Raw genomic sequence first — 20477 nt, 5'->3', positions numbered from 1 at the left:
TCTTACCCTGGAGAAGCCGTTGAGACGCGCGAAAATCGTGGCCACCCTCGGGCCAGCAACATCGACCTATGAGACGGTGCGAGCCCTGATCGATGCGGGCGTCGACGTCGCCCGTCTGAACCTCAGCCACGGCGACTACTCGGTGCATGAGACGAACTACGCGAACGTGCGCCGCGCCGCCGAGGACTCCGGTCGTGCGGTCGCGGTGCTGGTGGATCTGCAGGGGCCGAAGATCCGGCTCGGCCGGTTCGAAGACGGGCCGTACGACCTCGCCGTGGGCGACATCTTCAAGATCACGATCGAGGACATCCTCGGAAATCGTGAGATCTGCGGCACCACCTTCAAGGGGCTGCCACAGGACGTCAAGCCGGGCGACTTCCTGCTGATCGACGACGGCAAGGTGCGTGTGGAGGTCGTCGACACCGACGGCACCGTCGTCACCACGCGCGTTGTGGTGGCCGGCGCGGTGTCCAACAACAAGGGCATCAACCTCCCCGGTGTCGCCGTGAACGTGCCGGCCCTCAGCGAGAAGGACGAGGACGACCTGCGTTGGGGTCTGCGCACCGGCGCGGACATCATCGCCCTGTCGTTCGTGCGCAACGCCGCGGACGTGGAGCGCGTGCACGAGATCATGGCGGAGGAGGGGGTGCGCATCCCCGTCATCGCCAAGGTGGAGAAGCCGCAGGCCGTCGACGCCCTCGAGGAGATCGTGGACGCGTTCGACGGCATCATGGTCGCCCGCGGTGATCTGGGTGTCGAGCTTCCGCTCGAGGCGGTCCCGATCGTGCAGAAGCGCGCCGTCGAGCTCGCACGGCGCAACGCCAAGCCCGTGATCGTCGCCACCCAGATGCTGGAGTCGATGATCTCCAGCCCGGTGCCCACCCGCGCGGAGACCTCGGACGTCGCCAACGCCGTGCTCGACGGGGCCGATGCCGTGATGCTGTCGGGGGAGACGAGCGTGGGTGACTATCCCGTCGTGGTCGTGGAGACCATGGCGCGGATCATCGAGTCCACCGAGGAGCACGGGTTGGAGCGGATCTCGCCGCTCACCACCAAGCCGCGCACCCAGGGCGGTGCGATCACGCTCGCAGCGCTCGAGGTGGCCGAGTTCGTGGAGGCGAAGTTCCTGTGCGTCTTCACGCAGTCGGGCGACTCGGCGCGCCGCCTGTCGCGGCTGCGCTCGCGCATCCCGATGCTCGCCTTCACGCCCGAGCCGGGCATCCGCCGCCGCATGTCGCTGACCTGGGGCATCCGCTCGACACTGGTCGACATGGTGCAGCACACCGACGCGATGTACCACCAGGTCGACGAGTACCTGCTCGGCCAGGGGCTCGCGCAGGAAGGCGACAGGGTCGTGGTGATCTCGGGTTCCCCTCCCGGGATCATCGGCTCCACCAACGACATCCGCGTCCACAAGGTCGGGGATGCGGTCGGCGGAGCAGCACCCGTCTACAAGACCGGCGTCTGAGCTCTCACCGTGCAAGGGCGGGCCTGCGGGCCCGCCCTTGCACGTGCGCTAAAGTCGATCCGGGCCGGCGTGGCGGAATGGCAGACGCGGAGCACTCAAAATGCTCTGTCCGCAAGGGCGTGTGGGTTCGAGTCCCACCGCCGGCACAAGGTGAACAGATAGGATCTAACCGTGACTGAAGAACAGCCTGAGCAGCCCACGGCCTCCGCCCCGCGACGCGTCGTCGTCGCCGAGGACGAATCGCTGATCCGCCTCGACATCGTCGAGATCCTCCGTGACAACGGCTTCGACGTCGTCGGCGAGGCGGGCGACGGCGAGACCGCTGTTCAGCTGGCCACCGAGCTGCGCCCCGACCTGGTCGTGATGGACGTGAAGATGCCCCAGCTGGACGGCATCAGCGCCGCCGAGAAGCTTCACAAGGCGAATATCGCCCCGGTCGTGCTGCTGACGGCGTTCAGCCAGAAGGAGCTCGTCGAGCGCGCGAGCGAGGCCGGTGCGCTGGCCTATGTCGTCAAGCCCTTCACCCCGGACGACCTGCTTCCCGCCATCGAGATCGCGCTGGCCCGTCACGAGCAGATCATCACGCTCGAAGCCGAGGTCGCCGACATGGTCGAGCGCTTCGAGACCCGCAAGCTCGTCGACAGGGCGAAGGGCCTGCTCAACGAGAAGATGGGTCTGAGCGAGCCCGAGGCGTTCCGCTGGATCCAGAAGGCGTCGATGGACCGCCGCCTGACCATGCAGGACGTGGCGAAGGCGATCATCGAGCAGCTCGCGCCCAAGAAGTCCTGACCGGCTTTCCGCACGACATCCGGCTCCGGCCGCTCCAGAGGAGCGACGGAGCCGCTGTCGTCCCGCCCGTGCGCGCGGTCGCGCGCATCCGGCTCAGCCCTGTGGCAGATCGCGGATCATGTTCGTGATCCGGATGGTGGAGCAGCGGCGCCCCTGATCGTCGGAAACGACGATCTCGTGCACGGTCATGCTGCGTCCGAGGTGCACGGGCGTGCACACGCCGGTCACGAGGCCGGAGGTGGCGGAGCGGGTGTGGGTGGCGTTGATGTCGACCCCGACGGCCAGCCGCCCCGGACCCGCGTGCAGGTTGGCCGCCATCGATCCGAGAGACTCGCCCAGCACCACGTAGGCACCGCCGTGCAGCAGACCGACGGGCTGGGTGTTGCCGTCGACGGGCATCGTCGCGACGCTGCGCTCGATGGCGAACTCGGTGAACTCGATGCCCATCTTCTCCGCGAGCGCCCCCATGCCGCGGCGCGCGGCCCAGTCCATGCCCGCTGTGCGAGCGCGATCCGTCGTCTCAGCCTGATCCGTCACCTGTCCTCCTCCACGGCTGTCCGCCGCCCTCGTTAGGCTTGCAGGGTGACGGACTCCGCAAAGCCTACCCTCATGGTCGTCGACGGCCACTCGCTCGCCTACCGGGCGTTCTTCGCCCTCCCGGTCGACAACTTCACGACCCGGGACAACCAGCACACGAACGCCATCTACGGTTTCCTCTCGATGCTGGTCAACCTCATCAAGGCCGAGAAGCCGACGCACATGGCGATCGCCTTCGACACGTCGCGGCATTCGTTCCGGACGGACGAGTATCCGGAGTACAAGGCGACCCGCTCCGAGACTCCGCAGGAGTTCCGCGGACAGATCCCGCTGCTTCAGGACTGTCTGGCGGCCATGTCGATCCGCGTGCTCACCAAGGAGGGCATCGAGGCCGATGACATCCTGGCCACGCTTGCCCGCCAGGGATCCGAGAAGGGCTATGACGTCCTGGTCGTCTCGGGCGACCGCGATTCGATCCAGCTCGTGAACGACGAGGTGACCCTGCTGTATCCGTCGGTGCAGGGCGTCTCGCAGCTGAAGCGCTACGACCCGGCAGCGGTGCAGGAGCGTTACGGTGTGCGGCCGGAGCAGTACCCGGACATCGCCGCCCTGGTCGGCGAGACGAGCGACAACCTTCCCGGCGTGCCGAAGGTGGGGGAGAAGACCGCCGTCAAGTGGCTGACCCAGTTCGGCAGCCTCGACGAGCTCCTCGAACGCGCGGGCGAGATCAAGGGCGTCGTCGGCGGAAACCTGCGCGAGCACATCGAGGACGTGCGCCGCAATCGCAAGCTGAACAAGCTGCTCGACGACGTCGAGCTTCCTGTCGGACCCGACGACCTCGCGGTCGCACCGATCGACGCGCAGGCGGTGCGGGACATCTTCGCACGGCTGGAGTTCCGCACCCTGCTGCCGCGGGTGTTCGAGGCCGCGGGGGCCGAAGAGGAGGCGCATCAGCCGGAAGCCGCGGTGGACATGCCGGTGCCCGCGGAATCGGATGCCGCGACCATCGCCGCCTGGCTCACCGCGCAGTCGGCACCCGTGGGATTGAACGTCGTTTCGGCCGCCGGCATCCCTGTGCGCGTGGGACTCGCGAGCGAGGCCGAGCTGCACGAGGCCGGCTGGTCCGAGCCGATCGCCGCGGCGCTGCGGCACTGGCTGGAATCCGACGCCCCGAAGGCGATGCACGACGCCAAGCCCCAGGTGAAGGCGCTGCTGCGCGCGGGCATCCGGCTGAGAGGACTGGCGGACGACACCCTGCTGGCCGGCTGGCTGATGCGGCCGAGCTTTCCCGACAAGACCCTGGGCAATCTGGTCGAACGCTACCTCGACGAGAAGCTCCCGGAAGCGGATCCGAGCCAGCTGGTTCCCGAGAACGAGGGGGCGACGCCCGCGCAGGAGGCGTGGTTCACGCTGCGCACCTCGGTCGCACTGCGCGCGGCGATGCCCGACAGCGTCGTCGCCGTGCTCACCGACATCGAACTGCCGACGCTGATGACCCTCTCCGACATGGAGCTCGCCGGCGTCGCCGTCTCGCACACGGCGCTCTCCGGATTCTCGGCCGAGCTGGGCGCTCGCGCCGACGCGATCGCGCAGGATGCGTACGCGACCATCGGGCGGGAAGTGAACCTCGGTTCGCCCAAGCAGCTGCAGGAGGTGCTGTTCGAGGAGCTGCAGCTTCCGAAGACGCGCAAGACGAAGACCGGGTACTCCACGGACGCCGCCTCGCTGGCCGACATCCAGGAGAAGAACCCGCATCCGTTCCTCGAGCAGCTCTCGCAGCATCGCGAGGCGACCAAGCTGCGCCAGATCATCGAATCGCTCGACACCGCGATCCGCGACGACCGGCGCGTCCACACGACCTACGTGCAGACCGGCAGCCAGACCGGACGGCTCTCCAGCACGGATCCGAACCTGCAGAACATCCCGGTGCGCACCGAGGAATCGCGTCGCATTCGTGCGGCCTTCGAGGTCGGCGACGGGTACGAGACCCTGCTCACGGCCGACTACTCGCAGATCGAGATGCGCATCATGGCTCATCTGTCCGGCGACGCGGGACTGATCGAGGCCTTCAACTCCGGCGAGGACCTGCATCGTTTCGTGGGTGCTCGGGTGTTCGGAGTCACGCCCGAGGAGGTCACCTCGGCGATGCGCACGAAGGTGAAGGCCATGTCGTACGGCCTGGTATACGGACTCAGCGCCTTCGGCCTGTCCAAGCAGCTCCGCATCGAGCAGTCCGAGGCGAAGCAGCTGATGCTGGAGTACTTCGCCCGCTTCGGCGCCGTGCGCGACTACCTGCGCGCCTCGGTGCTCAAGGCGAAGGACGACGGCTACACCGAGACCATCTTCGGTCGACGGCGCCCGTTCCCCGACCTGGCGAGCCCCAACCGGGTGCTGCGCGAGAACGCGGAACGCGCCGCCCTCAACGCCCCCATCCAGGGCAGCGCCGCCGACATCATGAAGATCGCACTGTTCCGGATCCACGACGATCTCACCGTGCAGGGCCTGTCGTCGCGCGTGCTGCTGCAGATCCACGACGAGCTCGTGGTGGAAGTCGCGTCGGGGGAGTGGGACGCCGTCGAGGCGGTTGTGCGCGCGCGGATGGCGGGCGCTGCTGCGCTGTCGGTTCCGCTGGACGTGCAGGTGGGCCGCGGCCGGGACTGGAACGAGGCCGCGCACTAGCGTTCCCCGCCGTGCGGATGCCCGGTTAGGCTCGTCCCCATGACTGCTGAAGCGCGCATCCCGTCCGCGATCGATCAGGTCGCCGAACGATGGGTGGACACCCTGGTCGACCTCTCGCCGATCCTCGCGACCTACATCGGGCGCAACGAGGCGAACGGCCGACTGGACGATCTCAGCCCCGAAGGTCATGAGCGATCGGTGGCGGCCGCTCGTGCAAGCCTCGCCGAACTGGACTCCCTGGAGCCGGTGGATGAGATCGACCGGGTGACCAAGACCGATCTCTCGGCCGAGCTGCGGCTGCAGGTCGAACTGCACGATGCGCAGTGGCACCTGAGGGATCTGAACGTGATCGCGTCGGCCCCGCAGGACTTCCGGCAGGCATTCGATCTCATGCCGACGGCCGCTGCCGACGACTGGGCGGTCATCGCCGAACGGCTCGCCGGACTGCCTGCGGCGCTGAAGGGATACACCGAGACGCTGCGCGAGGGCATCCGCCACGGCGTGGTGCCCGCGCGCCGGCAGGTGACCGAGGTCGCCGCGCAGATCGCACGCTACAGCGCCGACGATGGATTCTTCGCCTCGTTCGTCGCGGATGCGGCACCGGCGGAGGGTCAGCTGCCCGCCTCGCTGGCCCGTGAGCTCGCCGACCACACGGGCGCGGCGCGCGTCGCCTACGACGAGCTGCGCGACTTCCTGACCGGAGAGCTCGCACCCACCGCATCCGAGCAGGACGCCGTCGGGCGCGAGCTGTACGCGCTGAACTCACGACGATTCCTCGGTGCGACGATCGACCTCGACGAGACATACGAATGGGGTCGCGACGAGCTCGAGCGCATGATCGCCGAGCAGAGCGCGATCGCCGACGAGATCCTTCCGGGTGCCACGGTCGAAGAGGCCGTCGCGCATCTCGAGGCGGATCCTTCGCGCAAGCTGCACGGCACGGAGGCGCTGCAGCGCTGGATGCAGGAGACCAGCGACCGCGCGATCGCCGACCTCGGCGCGAGCCACTTCGACATCCCGGAGCAGATCCGTGAGCTGGAGTGCATGATCGCGCCGACGCAGGAGGGCGGGATCTACTACACGGGCCCCACCGACGACTTCTCCCGCCCGGGGCGCATGTGGTGGTCCGTGCCCGAGGGCGTGACCGAGTTCGACACCTGGCGCGAGCTCACGACCGTGTATCACGAGGGCGTCCCCGGCCACCATCTCCAGATCGCGCAGGCGACGTACAACCGGGCGGAGCTGAACACCTGGCGGCGCGTCCTCGCCGGAACCTCCGGGCACGCCGAGGGCTGGGCGCTGTACGCGGAGCGCCTCATGGAGCAGCTCGGATACCTCGACGACCCGGCGGACCGTCTCGGCATGCTCGACGGTCAGCGGATGCGCGCGCTGCGCGTGGTGCTCGACATCGGCGTGCACCTGGGCAAACCGCGCCTGGACGGCGATGGCGTCTGGGATCACGACTACGCGCTCGAGCTGATGCGCCGCAACGTGAACATGCCCGATGAGTTCCGTCAGTTCGAGGTGAACCGTTACCTCGGCTGGCCCGGACAGGCCCCCTCGTACAAGGTCGGTCAGCGGATCTGGGAGCAGGTGCGCGACACGGTGCGCGAGCGGGAGGGCGAGGCGTTCTCGTTCAAGGAGTTCCACAAGCGCGCGCTCGACCTGGGAGGAGTCGGTCTCGACACGCTCCGCTCGGTGCTCGTCGACTGAGCGCGCGTGCAAGGCCGTGCGCACCCTACGATGAGAGGATGTCCGGACCCTCGCTGACGAGCCGCTCGACGATCGCCGCTCGACTCGATGCGCTGCCCTTCACCCGATCGCATCTGCGCATCCTGACCGGGTCGGGTGCCGGTTGGGCTCTGGACGCCATGGACGTCGGGCTCATCTCCTTCATCATCGCCGTCCTGGCCCAGCAGTGGTCCCTGACTCCGGCGGAGACCGGGTGGATCGCCTCGGTGGGCTTCATCGGCATGGCGATCGGTGCCAGTGTCGGCGGGCTGCTCGCCGACCGCCTCGGACGCCGGCAGGTGTTCGCGATCACCCTGCTCGTGTACGGCGTCGCAACCGGCGCGAGCGCCCTCGTGGGCGGGGTCTCGATGCTTCTGGTGCTGCGCTTCTTCGTCGGGCTCGGGCTCGGCGCCGAGCTGCCCGTGGCATCCACCTATGTCAGCGAGTTCGCCCCGGCCGCCATCCGGGGCCGGCTGATCGTCATCCTCGAGGCCTTCTGGGCGGTCGGGTGGACGGCATCCGCCCTGATCGGCTACTTCGTGATCCCGGCCTCCGAGAACGGCTGGCGCTGGGCCTTCGCCCTCGGTGCCGTGCCCGCCGTCTACGCCCTGGTCGTGCGCTGGGCGCTGCCCGAGTCGCCCCGGTGGCTGGCATCCCGCGGCAGGATGGCGCAGGCCGAGCGGGTCGTGTCGGCGATGGAGACGGATGCGGATCTGCGGCGCCGGCCGTCGGGCGCGCGGCCGGTGCCCGAGACGCTGGCGGTCACCGCGTCCCGGCGGATCGGGATGCTCTGGTCTTCGGAGTTCCGGCTGCGCACCGTGAGCATCTGGCTGGTCTGGTTCTGCGTGAACTTCGCCTATTACGGCGCCTTCATCTGGATTCCGAGCATCCTCTTCGCCGCGGGATACGACCTGGTGAAGTCCTTCGGATTCACCCTGTTGATCACCCTCGCGCAGCTGCCCGGATACGCGGTGGCCGCATGGCTGATCGAGGTCTGGGGAAGACGGGTGACGCTCTCGGTGTTCCTCGCGGGATCCGCTGTCTCCGCTGTGTTCTTCGGGCTCGCCGACACCGAGTTCACGATCATCGCTGCGGGCATGGCGCTGTCCTTCTTCAATCTCGGCGCCTGGGGTGCCCTCTACGCCATCACACCGGAGATCTATCCGACCTCGCTGCGCGCGACGGGAGCCGGATGGGCGGCCGGCGTGGGCAGGATCGCGTCGATCATCGCGCCCGTCGCGGTGCCGGTCCTGCTCGCGCAGGGTGGCGCTCCGCTGGTCTTCATCGTGTTCTCGGCCTTCTTCGTCGTGGCAGCCGTCGTGACGTGGGGCCTCGTCGACCGCCGCGGGGCGACGCTCGACGATCGCTGATTCGTCGCGCCGCCGGTCACCCCTAGGCTGGACGGATGGCTGCTGTGCGTTTCGTGGCGATTGGAGACTCCTTCACGGAGGGCGTCGGCGACGAGCTGCCCGACGGCACCGTGCGGGGCTGGGCCGACATCGCCGCGCAGGGGTGGGCGGATGCGGCAGGGCAGCGCGTGCAGTACGCGAACCTCGCGATCCGAGGCAAGCTCGCATGGCCGATCGTCGAGCAGCAGCTGGAGCCGGCGCTGGCGCTGAGGCCCACGCACCTGTCGTTCAACGGCGGCGGGAACGACATGCTGCGCCCGAACGCCGACATCGAGCACCTCGCCGACGCGTTCTCGCGTGTGCTGCGCCGCTGTGACGAGGAGGGCGTGCAGCTGATCGTCCTCTCCGGCGCCAATCCCAGCGCGCGGCTGCCGATGGGGCGCATGGTGCAACGTCGGGGCGACGAGCTGTCTGCAGCGGTGATCCGGCGCATCCAGGAGCGGCCCGACGTCGTGCGCGCACTGAACTGGCCGGATGCCGAGCTCTCGCGGCCGCAGTACTGGTCCGAGGACCGCCTGCACATGAACGCGCACGGGCACCATCGTGTCGCCGCGCGCGTGCTGCACGCCCTCGGCTACGAGCCGCCGCGGGAATGGTGGTCGCCGACAGCGCATCCGCCGGCGGGACCCCGCGGTCTCGCCTACTACCGGCAGTTCGTCGGGCCCTGGGTGCAGCGCCGTCTGACGGGAACCTCGTCGGGCGACGGTCGCCGGGCGAAGTACGCTTCCTGGGTCGACCGGGATCCACGTTGACATCGCGTTCGGGACGCCGACTGCCTCGTCGCGTCGTCCAGCTGCTCGTCGGCCTGTTCCTGTACGGGATCGGCATCGCCTTCATGATCCGCGGGATGATCGGCGCCGCACCCTGGGATGTGCTCACGCAGGGCATCTCCCGGCATCTTCCGCTGAGCTTCGGCATTATCACGATCCTCGTGAGCGCCATCGTGCTGCTCATCTGGATCCCGTTGCGTCAACGGCCGGGAATCGGCACGATCCTGAACGCCCTGCTCGTCGGCCCGTCCGCCGACTTCGGCTTCCTGGTGATCCCTCAGACCGACGTCCTGTGGATCCGGGTGCTGCTCTTCATCATCGGTCTCACGGTGCTGGCCGCCGCGACAGGCCTGTACATCGGCGCCCACTTCGGGCCCGGCCCGCGCGACGGGTTGATGACGGGGCTGCACCGTGTGCTCGGACGGCCGATATGGATGGTGCGCACGGCCCTCGAGGTCACGGTCGTGGTGATCGGCTGGCTGCTGGGCGGAGACGTCGGCGTGGGCACGGTGGCCTTCGCGCTCCTGGTGGGGCCGATGTGCCAGTTCTTCATGAGGATCTTCGACGTCTCGCTGCCCGCCCGCGTTCACGCCACCGGTGCAGAGATCCCCGCGGACCGCGCGGAGGGATGACGCGCATGGAGATGTCCGAGATGCGCCGGATGCCCGGAGGAGCCGTGACGCTGCACGACGACGATCGGGTCTTCCGGGGCGGCGGCTTCGACGCCGACGCCTGGAGCGTTCGGGCATCGGTGCGGCGCGGGGGAGGCCCGCGGCCGCTGGGATGGACTCCGCGGCGATGAGATACGCGGACAGAAAGCAGGGGAGCAGCGGAATGTCGCAGCACATCGACGTCATCATCTCGCAGGGCCGCGTCGGCGACCGCACCGACGGCGCGCTCCCGGGCGCCCTGAAGGCGGGGACGGGCCTGGCGGCGCTTCTCGCGGTCGAGCCCCGCATCATCGGCACTCCGTCGGCCTCGACCACGGACGACTGGTCGGTGAGCCTGCCCGCAGCATCCGAGACGCTCACACAGCTCCGCGACGCACTGCGCCTGTCCCTGGACGCCGGGCGGCTGCCGGTGCTCGCGACGAACACCTGTGGCGCGAGCATCGGGACGCTGCCCACCGTCGCCGAGCGCTTTCCCGAAGCTGTCGTGCTGTGGATCGATGCCCATGGCGATTTCAACACACCGCAGACGACGGGGTCGGGATATCTCGGCGGGATGGTGCTCCTTCCAGGCGCTCCGGCTCTGAGCAGGGCCCCGCCGAGAGCGCTGAGCGTCAGCGGTGGCGCCTGCGCTCCGGATCGAGTCCCATCCGGATGCGGGTGCGTTTGCGCTCGACGACGATCATCGTCGTGCCGATGGCCCACAGCGGCACCTGCGTGAGGAAGGCGAGCCGGAAGGCCTCCAGCGAGTACGTCGCAGGTGTCCCGGCTCCCTGCAGATCGAGGGTGAGCCCGATCAGGAAGATCGCTGTGAGAGCGGCGAGGAAGCCGCCCGAGTTCGTGACGCCGGTGGCCGTGCTGAGCCGGTGGACCGGGTTGTGCGTGCGGGCGTGATCGAAGGCGATCATCGATGCCGGACCGCCGGCGCCCAGCGCGACGATGAGGCCCACCAGCAGCCATGCCGGTGCCGGTCCCGGCCACAGGAGCACGGTTGCCCAGGCGAGCACCTGCACACCCACGCTGGGCACGACGAGGGCGAGGGAGCGACGGGTCGGGATGCGCCGGGACAGCTCCCCGAGGATCGGCCCCAGGGCCATCGCGACGACGACGTTCAGCGAGAGCAGTCCCGCGGCCCCGGCCGCGGTCAGCCCCTCACCCGCGGTCAGGTAGGGCATGCCCCACAGGAGAAGGAACGCAGTGCCCGCGAACGGCGTGCTGAAGTGCGACCAGAACGCCAGGCGGGTGCCCGGGTGCGCCCAGGCGGCGCGGATCCCCACCCCGGTGTCGATCGACGAGGTCACGACCCGCACCACCCCCGTCTCCGTGTTCACGGTGACGTCGACCGCGCGCTCCGGGGGTCGATTGCGCACGATCGCCCACACGAGCACCGCGAAGAGGATGCCGAGTCCGGCAATGCTGCCGAAGGTGATCGTCCACGACGTCGAGTGCAGCATCGCCGCCAGTGGCAGCAGAGCGACCAGCTGTCCGGATTGTCCGGCGATACCGGTCATCTGCACCATCAGCGGCCCCCGCTGGGCGGGAAACCACGTGGCGACCAGACGCAGTACGGCGGGGAAGATCGCAGCGTCCCCGGCGCCCAGCAGCACGCGAGCGACGATCGCGACGCCGATGCTCGGCGAGACCGCCATGACGAACTGACCGAGCGCCATCAGCAGCATCCCCACGACCATGATCGGCCGGGAGCCGTACCGGTCCAGCAGCACCCCGATCGGGATCTGCATGCCGCCGTACACGGCGAGCTGCACGACCGCGAACAGTGAGAGGGTCGCCGCATCCGCGTGGAAGCGCTCGGCCGTGTCGACGCCCACCGCGCTCAGCGAGCTGCGATTGGTGATCGCGAGCACGTAGGCGGCGACGGCCACCGACCAGATCAGCCAGGCGCGCCATCCGGGGGTGGTGCGGGGGAGGGGAGCGGCGGTCACCCGAACCAGACTAGTGGGCGCAGTGGCGGCTACCTCGGTTACCGAATCGTCAGGCGAGTGTCAAGGTTGTGGCGGGGATCCGCCCCTGGGCGTGATCATCGCGTCGGAAGGGAGGACCGAGGTGAAGATGGGACAGATCAGGCTGACGAGGACGGACGTCGAGGCGAACTGGAGGCGGAGATGATCGGGGAGCGGTACGTCGAGGCCTTCCACGCCCTGTCCGCCGAGGTGAACGAGGCAGGACTGCTGAAGCGCCGGTACGGCTACTACTGGACGATGATCCTGTTCTGGATGCTCGCTGTCGCGGCCATCCTCCTCGCAGTCGTGCTGTTGGGACCGACGTGGTGGCAGCTCGTTCTGGCAGCCCTGCTGGGCCTGGCGTTCGCCCAGCTCGGCTTCCTCGGCCATGAGGCCGCCCATCAGCAGGTCTTCGCGTCAGCACGGTGGAACGAGTGGACGGCACGGGTCATCGCCGGACTGTTCACCGGGCTCAGCTTCGGCTGGTGGGTCGACAAGCACGGCCGTCATCATGCGAATCCCAATAAGGACGGCGTCGATCCCGATGCTGACGCCGGAGTCGTCTCGTTCACGCCGGAGGGCACTGACCGACGCTCCGGCCTCGCAGCGAAGGCGGGGGAGTACCAGGGCTATTACTTTCTGCCGGTGCTGCTCTTCGAAGGCGCATCGTTGCACGTCGACTCCATCAGGCGCATCCTCTCCAGGAAGAGACTCGCACACCGATGGACGGAGATCCTCTTCGTCGGCGTCCACTTCGTGGGGTACCTGACGCTGCTGTTCATCGTGCTGCCACCGGGGATGGCGGTCGCGTTCTTCGTGGTGCAGGTCGCCGTCTTCGGGTTCCTCCTCGGCGGGGCCTTCTCACCCAATCACATCGGGATGCCGACCGTGCCGCGTGACGCGGAGATCGATTTCCTGCGAAGGCAGATCCACATGTCTCGCAACGTCCGCGGCGGAGCGTTCGTGCACTTCTTCATGGGCGGCCTCGAGTATCAGGTCGAGCACCACCTGTTCCCGCGCGCAGCTCGACCGAACCTGCCGGCGCTGCAGAAGGTCGTGCGGCGGCACTGCGCGGAGAACGGGATCCCGTACACCGAGACTTCGCTCCCCGAGGCGTTCCGCACGATCATCGCCTATCTCAATCAGGTGGGTCTGAAGAACCGCGATCCGTACACCTGCCCGCTGGTACGGCAGTACCGGGGCTGAGGGGAGCTGCGCATGAACGTGACGACGAACCCGACGACCTGCATCGCTTCGGGCAACTGCAGCCACACTGCACCGCGGGTCTTCGCGAACCTCGACGAGAACGGCGGCTTCGTCAGTGTCCTCGACGAGCACCCGCCGGAGTCGGAATGGGCCGCGGCGCGCGAAGCGGCGCGGCTGTGCCCCTCGGCGACCATCCACATCGAGAACGACGACGTGGATGAACCCGCCCACGACGCCCTTCCGTGACAGCAGTCGCGTCGTGGCGCAGACTCGAGGGATGAGTCCTCCGGTGCCCTGGGTGCTTCACGTCGACATGGACCAGTTCATCGCCGCAATGGAGGTGCGGCGCCGCCCCGAACTGGCTGGCAGAGCGGTCATCGTGGGCGGCAGCGGCGACCCGAGTGAGCGAGCCGTGGTGGCCACCGCTTCCTACGAGGCGCGCGCATTCGGGATCGGATCGGGGATGCCCATGAAGATCGCCGCACGGAAGGCACCCGACGATGCGGTGTTCCTGCCTGTCGATCACGCCGCCTACGAGACGGCGTCGGCACAGGTGATGCAGACGCTGAGGGCGATCCCGGGCGTCGTGCTGGAGGCCATCGGCTGGGATGAATGCTTCCTCGGCGCCTCCACCGATGATCCCGAGTCGCTCGCGTACGAAGCGCAGCGCGCGGTGCTGGACTCGACGTCGCTGCACTGCTCGGTCGGCATCGGAGACAACAAGGTGCGGGCGAAGATCGCCACCGAGTTCGGTAAGCCCGGGGGAGTGTTCCGACTCACCGAGCAGAACTGGTTCGAGGTGATGGGCGAACGGGGAACTCGAGCTCTCTGGGGTGTGGGGCCGCGCGTCGAGAAGCGCCTCGCGGCGCACGGCATCAGCACCGTGCAAGAGCTGGCCGAAGCCGATGAAGGCGCGTTGGTCGCGGAGTTCGGCCCGAAGATGGGCGTCTGGTACCACGGCCTCGGCTCAGGAAGGGGCCCTGCAGCCGTCGACGACACGCCCTGGGTGGCGCGCAGCCACAGTCGTGAGACGACGTTCCAGCAGAACCTCACAAGTCAGGCACAGGTCGAGCGGTCAGTGCGCGAGCTGGCCGAACAGGCCTTCGCGGAATGCGCAGCAGAGGGGCGCCCCGTGATCCGCGTGCACCTCAAAGTGCGGTACGCGCCCTTCGACACCCGGACGATCTCACGCAGGCTTGCGGCGCCGACCACCCGTGGCGACGAGGTCGTCGTCACGGCACTGGAACTGGCCGGATCGCTCAACCAGGATCGCGAGGTGCGGCTTCTGGGCGTGCGTGCGGAGATGACCATGCCGGAAACCGGCGACCCGATCAAGCGCACGCCGGTGCGCGGAAGGATCTGACACGGTGTCTAGACTCGTCGCTGATCGCCGTGCGCCACTGACGAACGGCTTCCGGATCGCGGCGGACTCGCTGAAGCGCGCCCGCGGGGAAGGGCCGATTCCAGCGTGAACTGACATAATGTGCATTATCGGCTCATCCGCGATGAGTGGGAAACCGGGAGCTGATCCTACAACCGGAGCGTCAGCCACCCCGGGTCAGGTCGAGAACAGCAGGGACTGCTCACGCTGGTCGTCACTCATGCGATCGAGCTTCACGATCGCGCAGGATGCCGAACACCCGCAGTTCCGCGAGGGACAGATCGTTACCGAAGTTGACTGGATCGCAATAGCAACTATTGCGGCGCCCGCTTGCACGTCGCCATCCCGAGTCACTCAGGACGGCACGTGCGCGACCGCCAGAAGGTGGGCGCTCTGATCCCGGATGCCCTCCATCGACGACGCCGCCCGCGCCAGCATCAGCGCCGCATGGCGGATCTCATCGCTCACGGCACCGGCCTGCTCCAGATAGAGCCCCGCCGGGCCCTCGACCCCGAAGACGCCGTGGACCAGCAGCCCAGCATCCTCGACCTCGGCTTGCAGTTCCTCGGCGGTGTGGAAGTGACCGGCGGGGAACCGCAGGCCAGAGCCCGGCGTGCCGTCGGCGATCAGCGCGGCCCACTCCCCTGGCATCGGCGACGGCACCGGGCGCCCGAGCGACGTCGCCCCGAACGCGACGTATCGCGACAGACCGGCCGCGAGCACAGCACCTCCGGGTCGCACGACGCGCGCGGCCTCGCGCAGCGCCGTCACGCGATCCGCACGGGATGCCAGGTGATACAGCGGCCCGAGCAGAATCGCCGTATCGAATGAGTCGTCGTCGAAGCCCAGCTCACGAGCGTCCCCGAGCGAAGCCGCCACCCCGGCCTCCCGGGCCCGATCGACGTGACGCGGCACGGGGTCGATCATCTCGACCCGATACCCCGCGTCCATCAGCGCGCGGGAGTGGATGCCGGCCCCGCCGCCGATGTCCAGAACGCGACCTTCGGGCGCATGTGCGCGGATGATCTCCTGGGTGCGCTGGAATTCGAGCGGACCCTGCGCCGAACGCGTCGTGAGACGGATGTGCTCATCGAACAGCTCTCCGTAGTACGTCTGGATGCGCGCGTCGATGTCGTCCTGGTCGGTGATGGTCGTCACTCCCCCGCTCAACCGCCGACGTACTCGGCGAGATGCTGTCCGGTGAGCGTCGACTTCGCCGCGATCAGCTGTGCGGGCGTTCCCTCGAACACGACCCGACCCCCGTCATGCCCTGCACCCGGACCGATGTCGATGATCCAGTCCGCGTGTGCCATCACGGCCTGATGGTGCTCGATCACGATGACCGTCTTGCCCGAGTCGACCAGCCGGTCGAGCAGACCGAGGATCTGCTCGACGTCGGCGAGATGCAGTCCTGTCGTCGGCTCGTCGAGCACGTAGACGTCGCCCTTCTCGCCCATCTGGATGGCCAGCTTGACGCGCTGCCGTTCGCCGCCGGACAGCGTCGACAGCGGCTGGCCGAGAGACAGGTAACCGAGCCCCACGTCCTCGAGGCGGCCGAGGATGGCGGCGGCCGCCGGGATCTTCGACTCCCCTTCGGAGAAGAACTCTCGGGCACGCGCGACCGGCAGGTCCAGGACCTCCGTGATGTCCAGACCGCCGAGCTTGTAGTCCAGCACCGCAGCCTGGAAGCGCTTGCCGCCGCAGTCCTCGCAGGGTGTCTCGATCGTGTCCATGAAGCCGAGCTCGGTCACGATGACCCCCGCGCCCTTGCAGGTCGGGCAGGCGCCCTCGGAGTTCGCACTGAACAGGGCGGGCTTGACGCCGTTCGCCTTGGCGAAGGCCTTGCGGATCGGCTCCAGCAGGCCGGTGTACGTCGCCGGGTTGCTGCGGCGCGATCCCTTGATGGCGCTCTGGTCGATCGACACGACACCCTCCAGAGGCGTGACCGAACCATGGATCAGAGAACTCTTACCCGAGCCGGCGACGCCCGTGACGACCGTCAGCACGCCCTTGGGCACGTCGACGTCCACCTTCTGCAGATTGTTCGCGGATGCGCCGCGGATCTCGATCGCGCCGTCTCCGGCGCGCACCGAGTCCTTCAGAGTCGCCCGGTCGTCGAGGTGCCTTCCGGTGAGCGTGCCGCTCGTGCGCAGATCCGCCACGGTGCCCTCGAAGCAGATCTCGCCGCCGTCGCGGCCTGCGCCCGGACCGAGATCGACCACATGGTCGGCGATCTCGATCGTCTCGGGCTTGTGCTCGACCACCAGCACGGTGTTGCCCTTGTCGCGCAGCTGGCGCAGAAGCCCGTTCATCCGCTGGATGTCGTGGGGGTGCAATCCGATCGTGGGTTCGTCGAACACATACGTCACGTCGGTCAGTGAGGAGCCGAGGTGCCGGAGGAGCTTGATGCGCTGAGCCTCTCCCCCGCTCAGCGTTCCGGACGGACGATCAAGGCTCAGATATCCGAGTCCCAGCGTCACGAAGGAGTCCAGGTTCGCGCTCAGCGCCTTCAGCAGCGGGCCCGCACCGGCGAGATCCAGGCTCCGCACCCACTCCGCCAGATCGGTGACCTGCATGCGGCAGGCATCCGCGATGCTGACACCGGCGATCTTCGACGAGCGCGCGCCTTCCGTCAGACGGGTGCCGTCGCACTCTGGACAGGTCGCGAACGTGGCCACCTGCTCGACGAAGCGACGGATGTGCGGCTGCAGCGCATCGAGATCCTTCGACAGCATCGACTTGGTGATCTTGGGAATCAGCCCCTCGTAGGTCATGTTGATCCCGGAGATCTTGACCTTGGTGACCTCGCCGTACAGGAAAAGGTGTCGCTGCTTCTCGGTGAACTGCGCGATCGGCTTGTCGGCCGGATAGAAGCCCGACTGCGAGAAGCCCTTCACCATCCAGCCGTCCGCCGTGTAGCCGGGGACCATGATGGCGCCCTCGTCGAGAGACTTCGACTCGTCCACCACCTGCGCGAGGTCGATGTCCGACACCGCTCCCCTGCCTTCGCACCTCGGGCACATGCCTCCCAGGTAGATGGCGTCCTTGACGATCTTCTTCTCGCCACCGGGCCCGGTCATCACCCCGCTCGCCTTCTGCGTGGGAATGTTGAACGAGAACGCGGTGGGGCCGCCGATGTAGGGCTGACCGAGCTTGGAGAAGAGGATGCGCAGCATCGCGTTCGCATCGGTCACCGTGCCGACGGTCGAGCGGGGGTTCGCGCCGAGCCGCTCCTGGTCCACGATGATCGCCGTCGTCAGCCCTTCCAGCACATCGACATCCGGCCGCGGGACCGACGGCATGAACCCCTGGACGAAGGCGCTGTACGTCTCGTCGATCATGCGCCGGGACTCGGCTGCGATGGTGTCGAACACCAGCGAGCTCTTGCCCGATCCCGAGACCCCGGTGAACACCGTGAGGCGGCGCTTCGGCAGGACGACGCTCACGTCCTTGAGGTTGTTCTCCCGCGCCCCCTCGACGCGGATGCGGTCATGGCTGTCCGCCGCATGCGCCGTCATCGCCGCTCCTGGATCCGCACGAGGTTCCCGGCGGGATCGCGGAACGCGCAGTCGCGCGAGCCGTACGGCTGCTCCACCGGCTCCTGGACCACCTCGGCGCCGGCGCCGACGGCCTTCTCGAATGCCGCATCGAGGTCGTCGGTCGAGAGAAGGATCCAGCCGTACGTGCCCTTGGCCATCATCTCGAGGATCGTCCGCCGCTCGTCGTCCGTCACGCCCGGGTCGGTCACGGGAGGCGCGAGCAGGATCGATGTGTCCGGCTGATCCGGGTGACCGACCGTGATCCAGCGCATCGTTCCCTGGCCGACGTCGCTGCGCACCTCGAATCCGAGAGCGTCACGGTAGAAGGACGCCGACGCGTCCGGATCGAGGTGCGGAAGAGCCGTCGTGTGGATCGTCATCGACATGTCAACTACCTTATGGTTCGATTCGGTGGAGAGCGGGATGGATTCGGCGAACGCGCGGGTGAGCGCTTCCCGCCAGCCCTGCAGGCACATGGGCGCCGACCGCCATCAGGCCCACGTGAAGCCGTCGGGATCGACGAAGGAACCGGCGGCCGGATGGATCTCGAGGCGATGAGAGCCGGTGCCCTCGGGCGCGACACCCGCGTCCTTGGCCAGAGCCGTCCGCTTGTACAGCGCGAGCTTGATACGGTCATCCGCACCTCCCAGCTCGGCGTAGCTGCCGAAGCTCTTGCCCGGCCGGAAGTCGTGCCCGGCGTAGAAGCGCTTGGAGTCGGCGACGTTCGTGGCGCCCAGCAGGAGCACGACGGACTCGAAGCGGGTCCCGGCCTCGCGGGTGTTCCTCTTGGACGAGGTCGCGACCTTCCAGATCGTGCCGTCGGGTGCCTGCACGGTTCCGCCGTAGCCCCACAGCGACTTCGAGACCGGCTTGATGGTCGTCGCGCCGGCGTCGATGGCGCTGTTCACGAGTGCGTCGACATCCGCGGGCTGCGCCGCGAGGAGCGAGAGGGTGAATCCCCGGAATCCGGTCGTCGCGGCCTCGCTCCGTCGAAGGCGGATGAGGTCCTCCGCACCGAAGGCGGAGTCGTAGAAGGTCTCGGCTGCGGACAGGTCGTTCACCTCGAGGGTGATGTGCTCGATTGCGTTCATGGACTCAACGCTAGAAAGGCGGGGCGGCGGACGCTTCTCGATTCCTGATCGGTTTGGTCACCTGTTTCGCGATGCACGCCGGCATCCCGGCGGTCTGCATCGCGCCGCGCTCGCGGTACACGCTCGGCGGAACGCCGACGAGCTCGGTGAAGCGGGTGCTGAAGGTGCCGAGTGACGAGCAGCCGACGGCGAAGCAGATGTCGGTGACGCTCTGCTCGTCGCGCCGCAGCAGCATCATCGCCCGCTCGATGCGACGGGTCATCAGGTACGAGTAGGGGGACTCGCCGAACGTCTGCTTGAAGCGCCGGCTGAGATGTCCGGCCGACATGTGAGCGCCCTGCGCGAGAGCCTCCACGTCCAGGGGCCGGGCGTACTCGCGGTCGATGCGGTCGCGAACCCGCCGCAGGGTGGCCAGCTCACGGAGGCGGTCATCGGCGCGGGTCGTCTCCTCAGCCATCCCCCGATGATGGCACGCCCCGTCGACATGGTGCATCCCTTCGAGCCGAAACGCCTGTCGTCTCGCCCGTCCACGCACTACGCTGGCGCCATCCTCACCATCCGGTGACATCGAGAAAGGACATCCTCATGTCTGTCACCTCCACCGATGCGAAGGGCTTCTTCTCCGTTGTCAGAACGACGCTCGCGGTCTCAGGCGTCATCATGCTGCTGCTCGGCCTGTTCATCCTCGTCTGGCCGGCCAAGACTGCGATGTTCTTCGCGGGGATCATCGCCGTGTACCTGATCGTCCAGGGACTCGTCTACGTCGGCACCGGTGTCTTCTCCAGGACGGACGGAGGATGGTCGCGGATCGGACACGTCGTGCTGGGCCTGGTGTACGTGGTCGGCGGCGTGCTGGCGTTCGTCAACCTGTTCGCGTTCACGGCCACACTCGTGCTGTTCATAGGCGTCCTGCTCGGCATCACCTGGATCGTCGACGGCGTCGTCTCGCTCTCGCTGCTGGGACACGGCAAGTCCAGGCTGTGGACGATCCTCTACGCGGCACTGAGCATCGTCGCCGGCGTGGTCCTGCTTTTCTCGCCGTTCTACGTGGCCATCTTCTGGTGGCTCACGGGCATCGCCCTGGTGGTGCTCGGCATCGTGCAGATCGTCCGCGCGATCATGCTGCGGCGGGACGCCGCCGTGCTGGCCGCAGCCCTGAACGCCGACGGCGCGGTCTGAGCCTCGGAGAAGGACACGGACAGTAAGAGAGCTGCCCGCTCCTGGGCGGGCAGCTCTCTTCCGTGCTCA

At 68.1% G+C, this 20477-nt stretch carries 20 protein-coding genes and 1 tRNA gene; 14 read left to right on the top strand and 7 right to left on the bottom strand.

Going from position 1 to position 20477, the window contains the following annotated elements; all coding sequences use genetic code 11:
* Positions 1-19 precede the first annotated feature (19 nt).
* The 3 genes from pyk to ACFWHT_RS07515 all read left to right on the top strand — a co-directional run bounded on the left by pyk (position 20) and on the right by ACFWHT_RS07515 (position 2257).
* Complete coding sequence (gene pyk, locus ACFWHT_RS07525; RefSeq protein WP_378826944.1) at positions 20-1468, top strand: pyruvate kinase; 1449 nt, start codon at positions 20-22, stop codon at positions 1466-1468.
* 63 nt (positions 1469-1531) lie between these two features.
* Positions 1532-1614: transfer RNA gene (locus ACFWHT_RS07520), tRNA-Leu, on the top strand.
* 25 nt (positions 1615-1639) lie between these two features.
* The gene (locus ACFWHT_RS07515) at positions 1640-2257 is read left to right on the top strand and encodes an ANTAR domain-containing response regulator (RefSeq protein ID WP_378826942.1); all 618 of its coding nucleotides are present in this window, start codon (positions 1640-1642) and stop codon (positions 2255-2257) included.
* 93 nt (positions 2258-2350) lie between these two features.
* Here the strand turns inward: ACFWHT_RS07515 and ACFWHT_RS07510 are convergent, their stop codons facing one another.
* Positions 2351-2749 carry a hotdog fold thioesterase gene (locus tag ACFWHT_RS07510; RefSeq protein WP_378827945.1) on the bottom strand — a complete coding sequence of 133 codons (399 nt, stop codon included), beginning with the start codon at positions 2747-2749 and terminating at the stop codon, positions 2351-2353.
* Between the two features lie 90 nt (positions 2750-2839).
* On the opposite strand from ACFWHT_RS07510, the gene polA reads away from it, so the two are divergent.
* The 7 genes from polA to ACFWHT_RS07475 are packed head-to-tail and all read left to right on the top strand — an operon-like array spanning position 2840 to position 10772.
* Positions 2840-5473 (top strand): DNA polymerase I, encoded by a 2634-nt coding sequence (gene polA, locus ACFWHT_RS07505; RefSeq protein ID WP_378826940.1) that lies wholly within the window; start codon positions 2840-2842, stop codon positions 5471-5473.
* Positions 5474-5512: 39 nt separating this feature from the next.
* On the top strand, positions 5513-7186 hold the full coding sequence (locus ACFWHT_RS07500; RefSeq protein WP_378826938.1) for a DUF885 domain-containing protein: 1674 nt from the start codon (positions 5513-5515) through the stop codon (positions 7184-7186).
* 38 nt (positions 7187-7224) lie between these two features.
* The gene (locus ACFWHT_RS07495; RefSeq protein WP_378826936.1) at positions 7225-8574 is read left to right on the top strand and encodes an MFS transporter; all 1350 of its coding nucleotides are present in this window, start codon (positions 7225-7227) and stop codon (positions 8572-8574) included.
* Between the two features lie 35 nt (positions 8575-8609).
* Entirely contained in the window at positions 8610-9365 is a 756-nt protein-coding gene (locus ACFWHT_RS07490) for an SGNH/GDSL hydrolase family protein (RefSeq protein ID WP_378826934.1), read from the top strand.
* Positions 9362-10015 (top strand): YitT family protein, encoded by a 654-nt coding sequence (locus ACFWHT_RS07485; RefSeq protein ID WP_378826932.1) that lies wholly within the window; start codon positions 9362-9364, stop codon positions 10013-10015. The genes ACFWHT_RS07490 and ACFWHT_RS07485 overlap by 4 nt, the downstream gene beginning before the upstream one ends.
* Positions 10016-10020: 5 nt before the next feature.
* Positions 10021-10185 (top strand): hypothetical protein, encoded by a 165-nt coding sequence (locus tag ACFWHT_RS07480; protein WP_378826930.1) that lies wholly within the window; start codon positions 10021-10023, stop codon positions 10183-10185.
* 32 nt (positions 10186-10217) lie between these two features.
* Positions 10218-10772, top strand: coding sequence for an arginase family protein (locus ACFWHT_RS07475; protein WP_378826928.1), 555 nt, complete (start codon positions 10218-10220; stop codon positions 10770-10772).
* On the opposite strand, the gene ACFWHT_RS07470 is transcribed toward ACFWHT_RS07475, so the two are convergent.
* A complete protein-coding gene (locus ACFWHT_RS07470; RefSeq protein WP_378826925.1) occupies positions 10666-11994 on the bottom strand; it encodes a nitrate/nitrite transporter in 1329 nt (442 codons plus the stop codon). The genes ACFWHT_RS07475 and ACFWHT_RS07470 overlap by 107 nt on opposite strands.
* A gap of 180 nt (positions 11995-12174) precedes the next feature.
* Between ACFWHT_RS07470 and ACFWHT_RS07465 the strand changes: the two genes are divergently transcribed.
* The 3 genes from ACFWHT_RS07465 to ACFWHT_RS07455 are packed head-to-tail and all read left to right on the top strand — an operon-like array spanning position 12175 to position 14581.
* Positions 12175-13218 (top strand): fatty acid desaturase family protein, encoded by a 1044-nt coding sequence (locus tag ACFWHT_RS07465; protein ID WP_378826923.1) that lies wholly within the window; start codon positions 12175-12177, stop codon positions 13216-13218.
* Between the two features lie 12 nt (positions 13219-13230).
* Positions 13231-13464, top strand: a complete 234-nt coding sequence (locus ACFWHT_RS07460; protein WP_378826921.1) for a ferredoxin — start codon at positions 13231-13233, stop codon at positions 13462-13464.
* 31 nt (positions 13465-13495) lie between these two features.
* Positions 13496-14581 carry a DNA polymerase IV gene (locus tag ACFWHT_RS07455; RefSeq protein ID WP_378826918.1) on the top strand — a complete coding sequence of 362 codons (1086 nt, stop codon included), beginning with the start codon at positions 13496-13498 and terminating at the stop codon, positions 14579-14581.
* A 372-nt stretch (positions 14582-14953) separates the two neighbouring features.
* Here the strand turns inward: ACFWHT_RS07455 and ACFWHT_RS07450 are convergent, their stop codons facing one another.
* The 5 genes from ACFWHT_RS07450 to ACFWHT_RS07430 all read right to left on the bottom strand — a co-directional run bounded on the left by ACFWHT_RS07450 (position 14954) and on the right by ACFWHT_RS07430 (position 19686).
* Positions 14954-15757, bottom strand: coding sequence for a class I SAM-dependent methyltransferase (locus ACFWHT_RS07450; RefSeq protein ID WP_378826915.1), 804 nt, complete (start codon positions 15755-15757; stop codon positions 14954-14956).
* Between the two features lie 8 nt (positions 15758-15765).
* On the bottom strand, positions 15766-18117 hold the full coding sequence (locus tag ACFWHT_RS07445) for an ATP-binding cassette domain-containing protein (protein ID WP_378826913.1): 2352 nt from the start codon (positions 18115-18117) through the stop codon (positions 15766-15768).
* Complete coding sequence (locus tag ACFWHT_RS07440) at positions 18114-18524, bottom strand: VOC family protein (RefSeq protein WP_378826911.1); 411 nt, start codon at positions 18522-18524, stop codon at positions 18114-18116. The genes ACFWHT_RS07445 and ACFWHT_RS07440 overlap by 4 nt, the downstream gene beginning before the upstream one ends.
* Before the next feature lie 105 nt (positions 18525-18629).
* Complete coding sequence (locus ACFWHT_RS07435; RefSeq protein WP_378826909.1) at positions 18630-19229, bottom strand: VOC family protein; 600 nt, start codon at positions 19227-19229, stop codon at positions 18630-18632.
* A 10-nt stretch (positions 19230-19239) separates the two neighbouring features.
* Positions 19240-19686 carry a helix-turn-helix transcriptional regulator gene (locus ACFWHT_RS07430; RefSeq protein ID WP_378826907.1) on the bottom strand — a complete coding sequence of 149 codons (447 nt, stop codon included), beginning with the start codon at positions 19684-19686 and terminating at the stop codon, positions 19240-19242.
* 128 nt (positions 19687-19814) lie between these two features.
* Here ACFWHT_RS07430 and ACFWHT_RS07425 point away from each other — a divergent pair, with 128 nt between their 5' ends.
* Positions 19815-20408 carry an HdeD family acid-resistance protein gene (locus ACFWHT_RS07425; protein WP_378826905.1) on the top strand — a complete coding sequence of 198 codons (594 nt, stop codon included), beginning with the start codon at positions 19815-19817 and terminating at the stop codon, positions 20406-20408.
* Positions 20409-20477: the final 69 nt, after the last annotated feature.

Origin of the sequence: Microbacterium sp. NPDC058342, assembly GCF_042723935.1 — a bacterium.
GTDB lineage: Bacteria > Actinomycetota > Actinomycetes > Actinomycetales > Microbacteriaceae > Microbacterium.
This window is presented reverse-complemented; position numbering and strand designations above follow the sequence as displayed.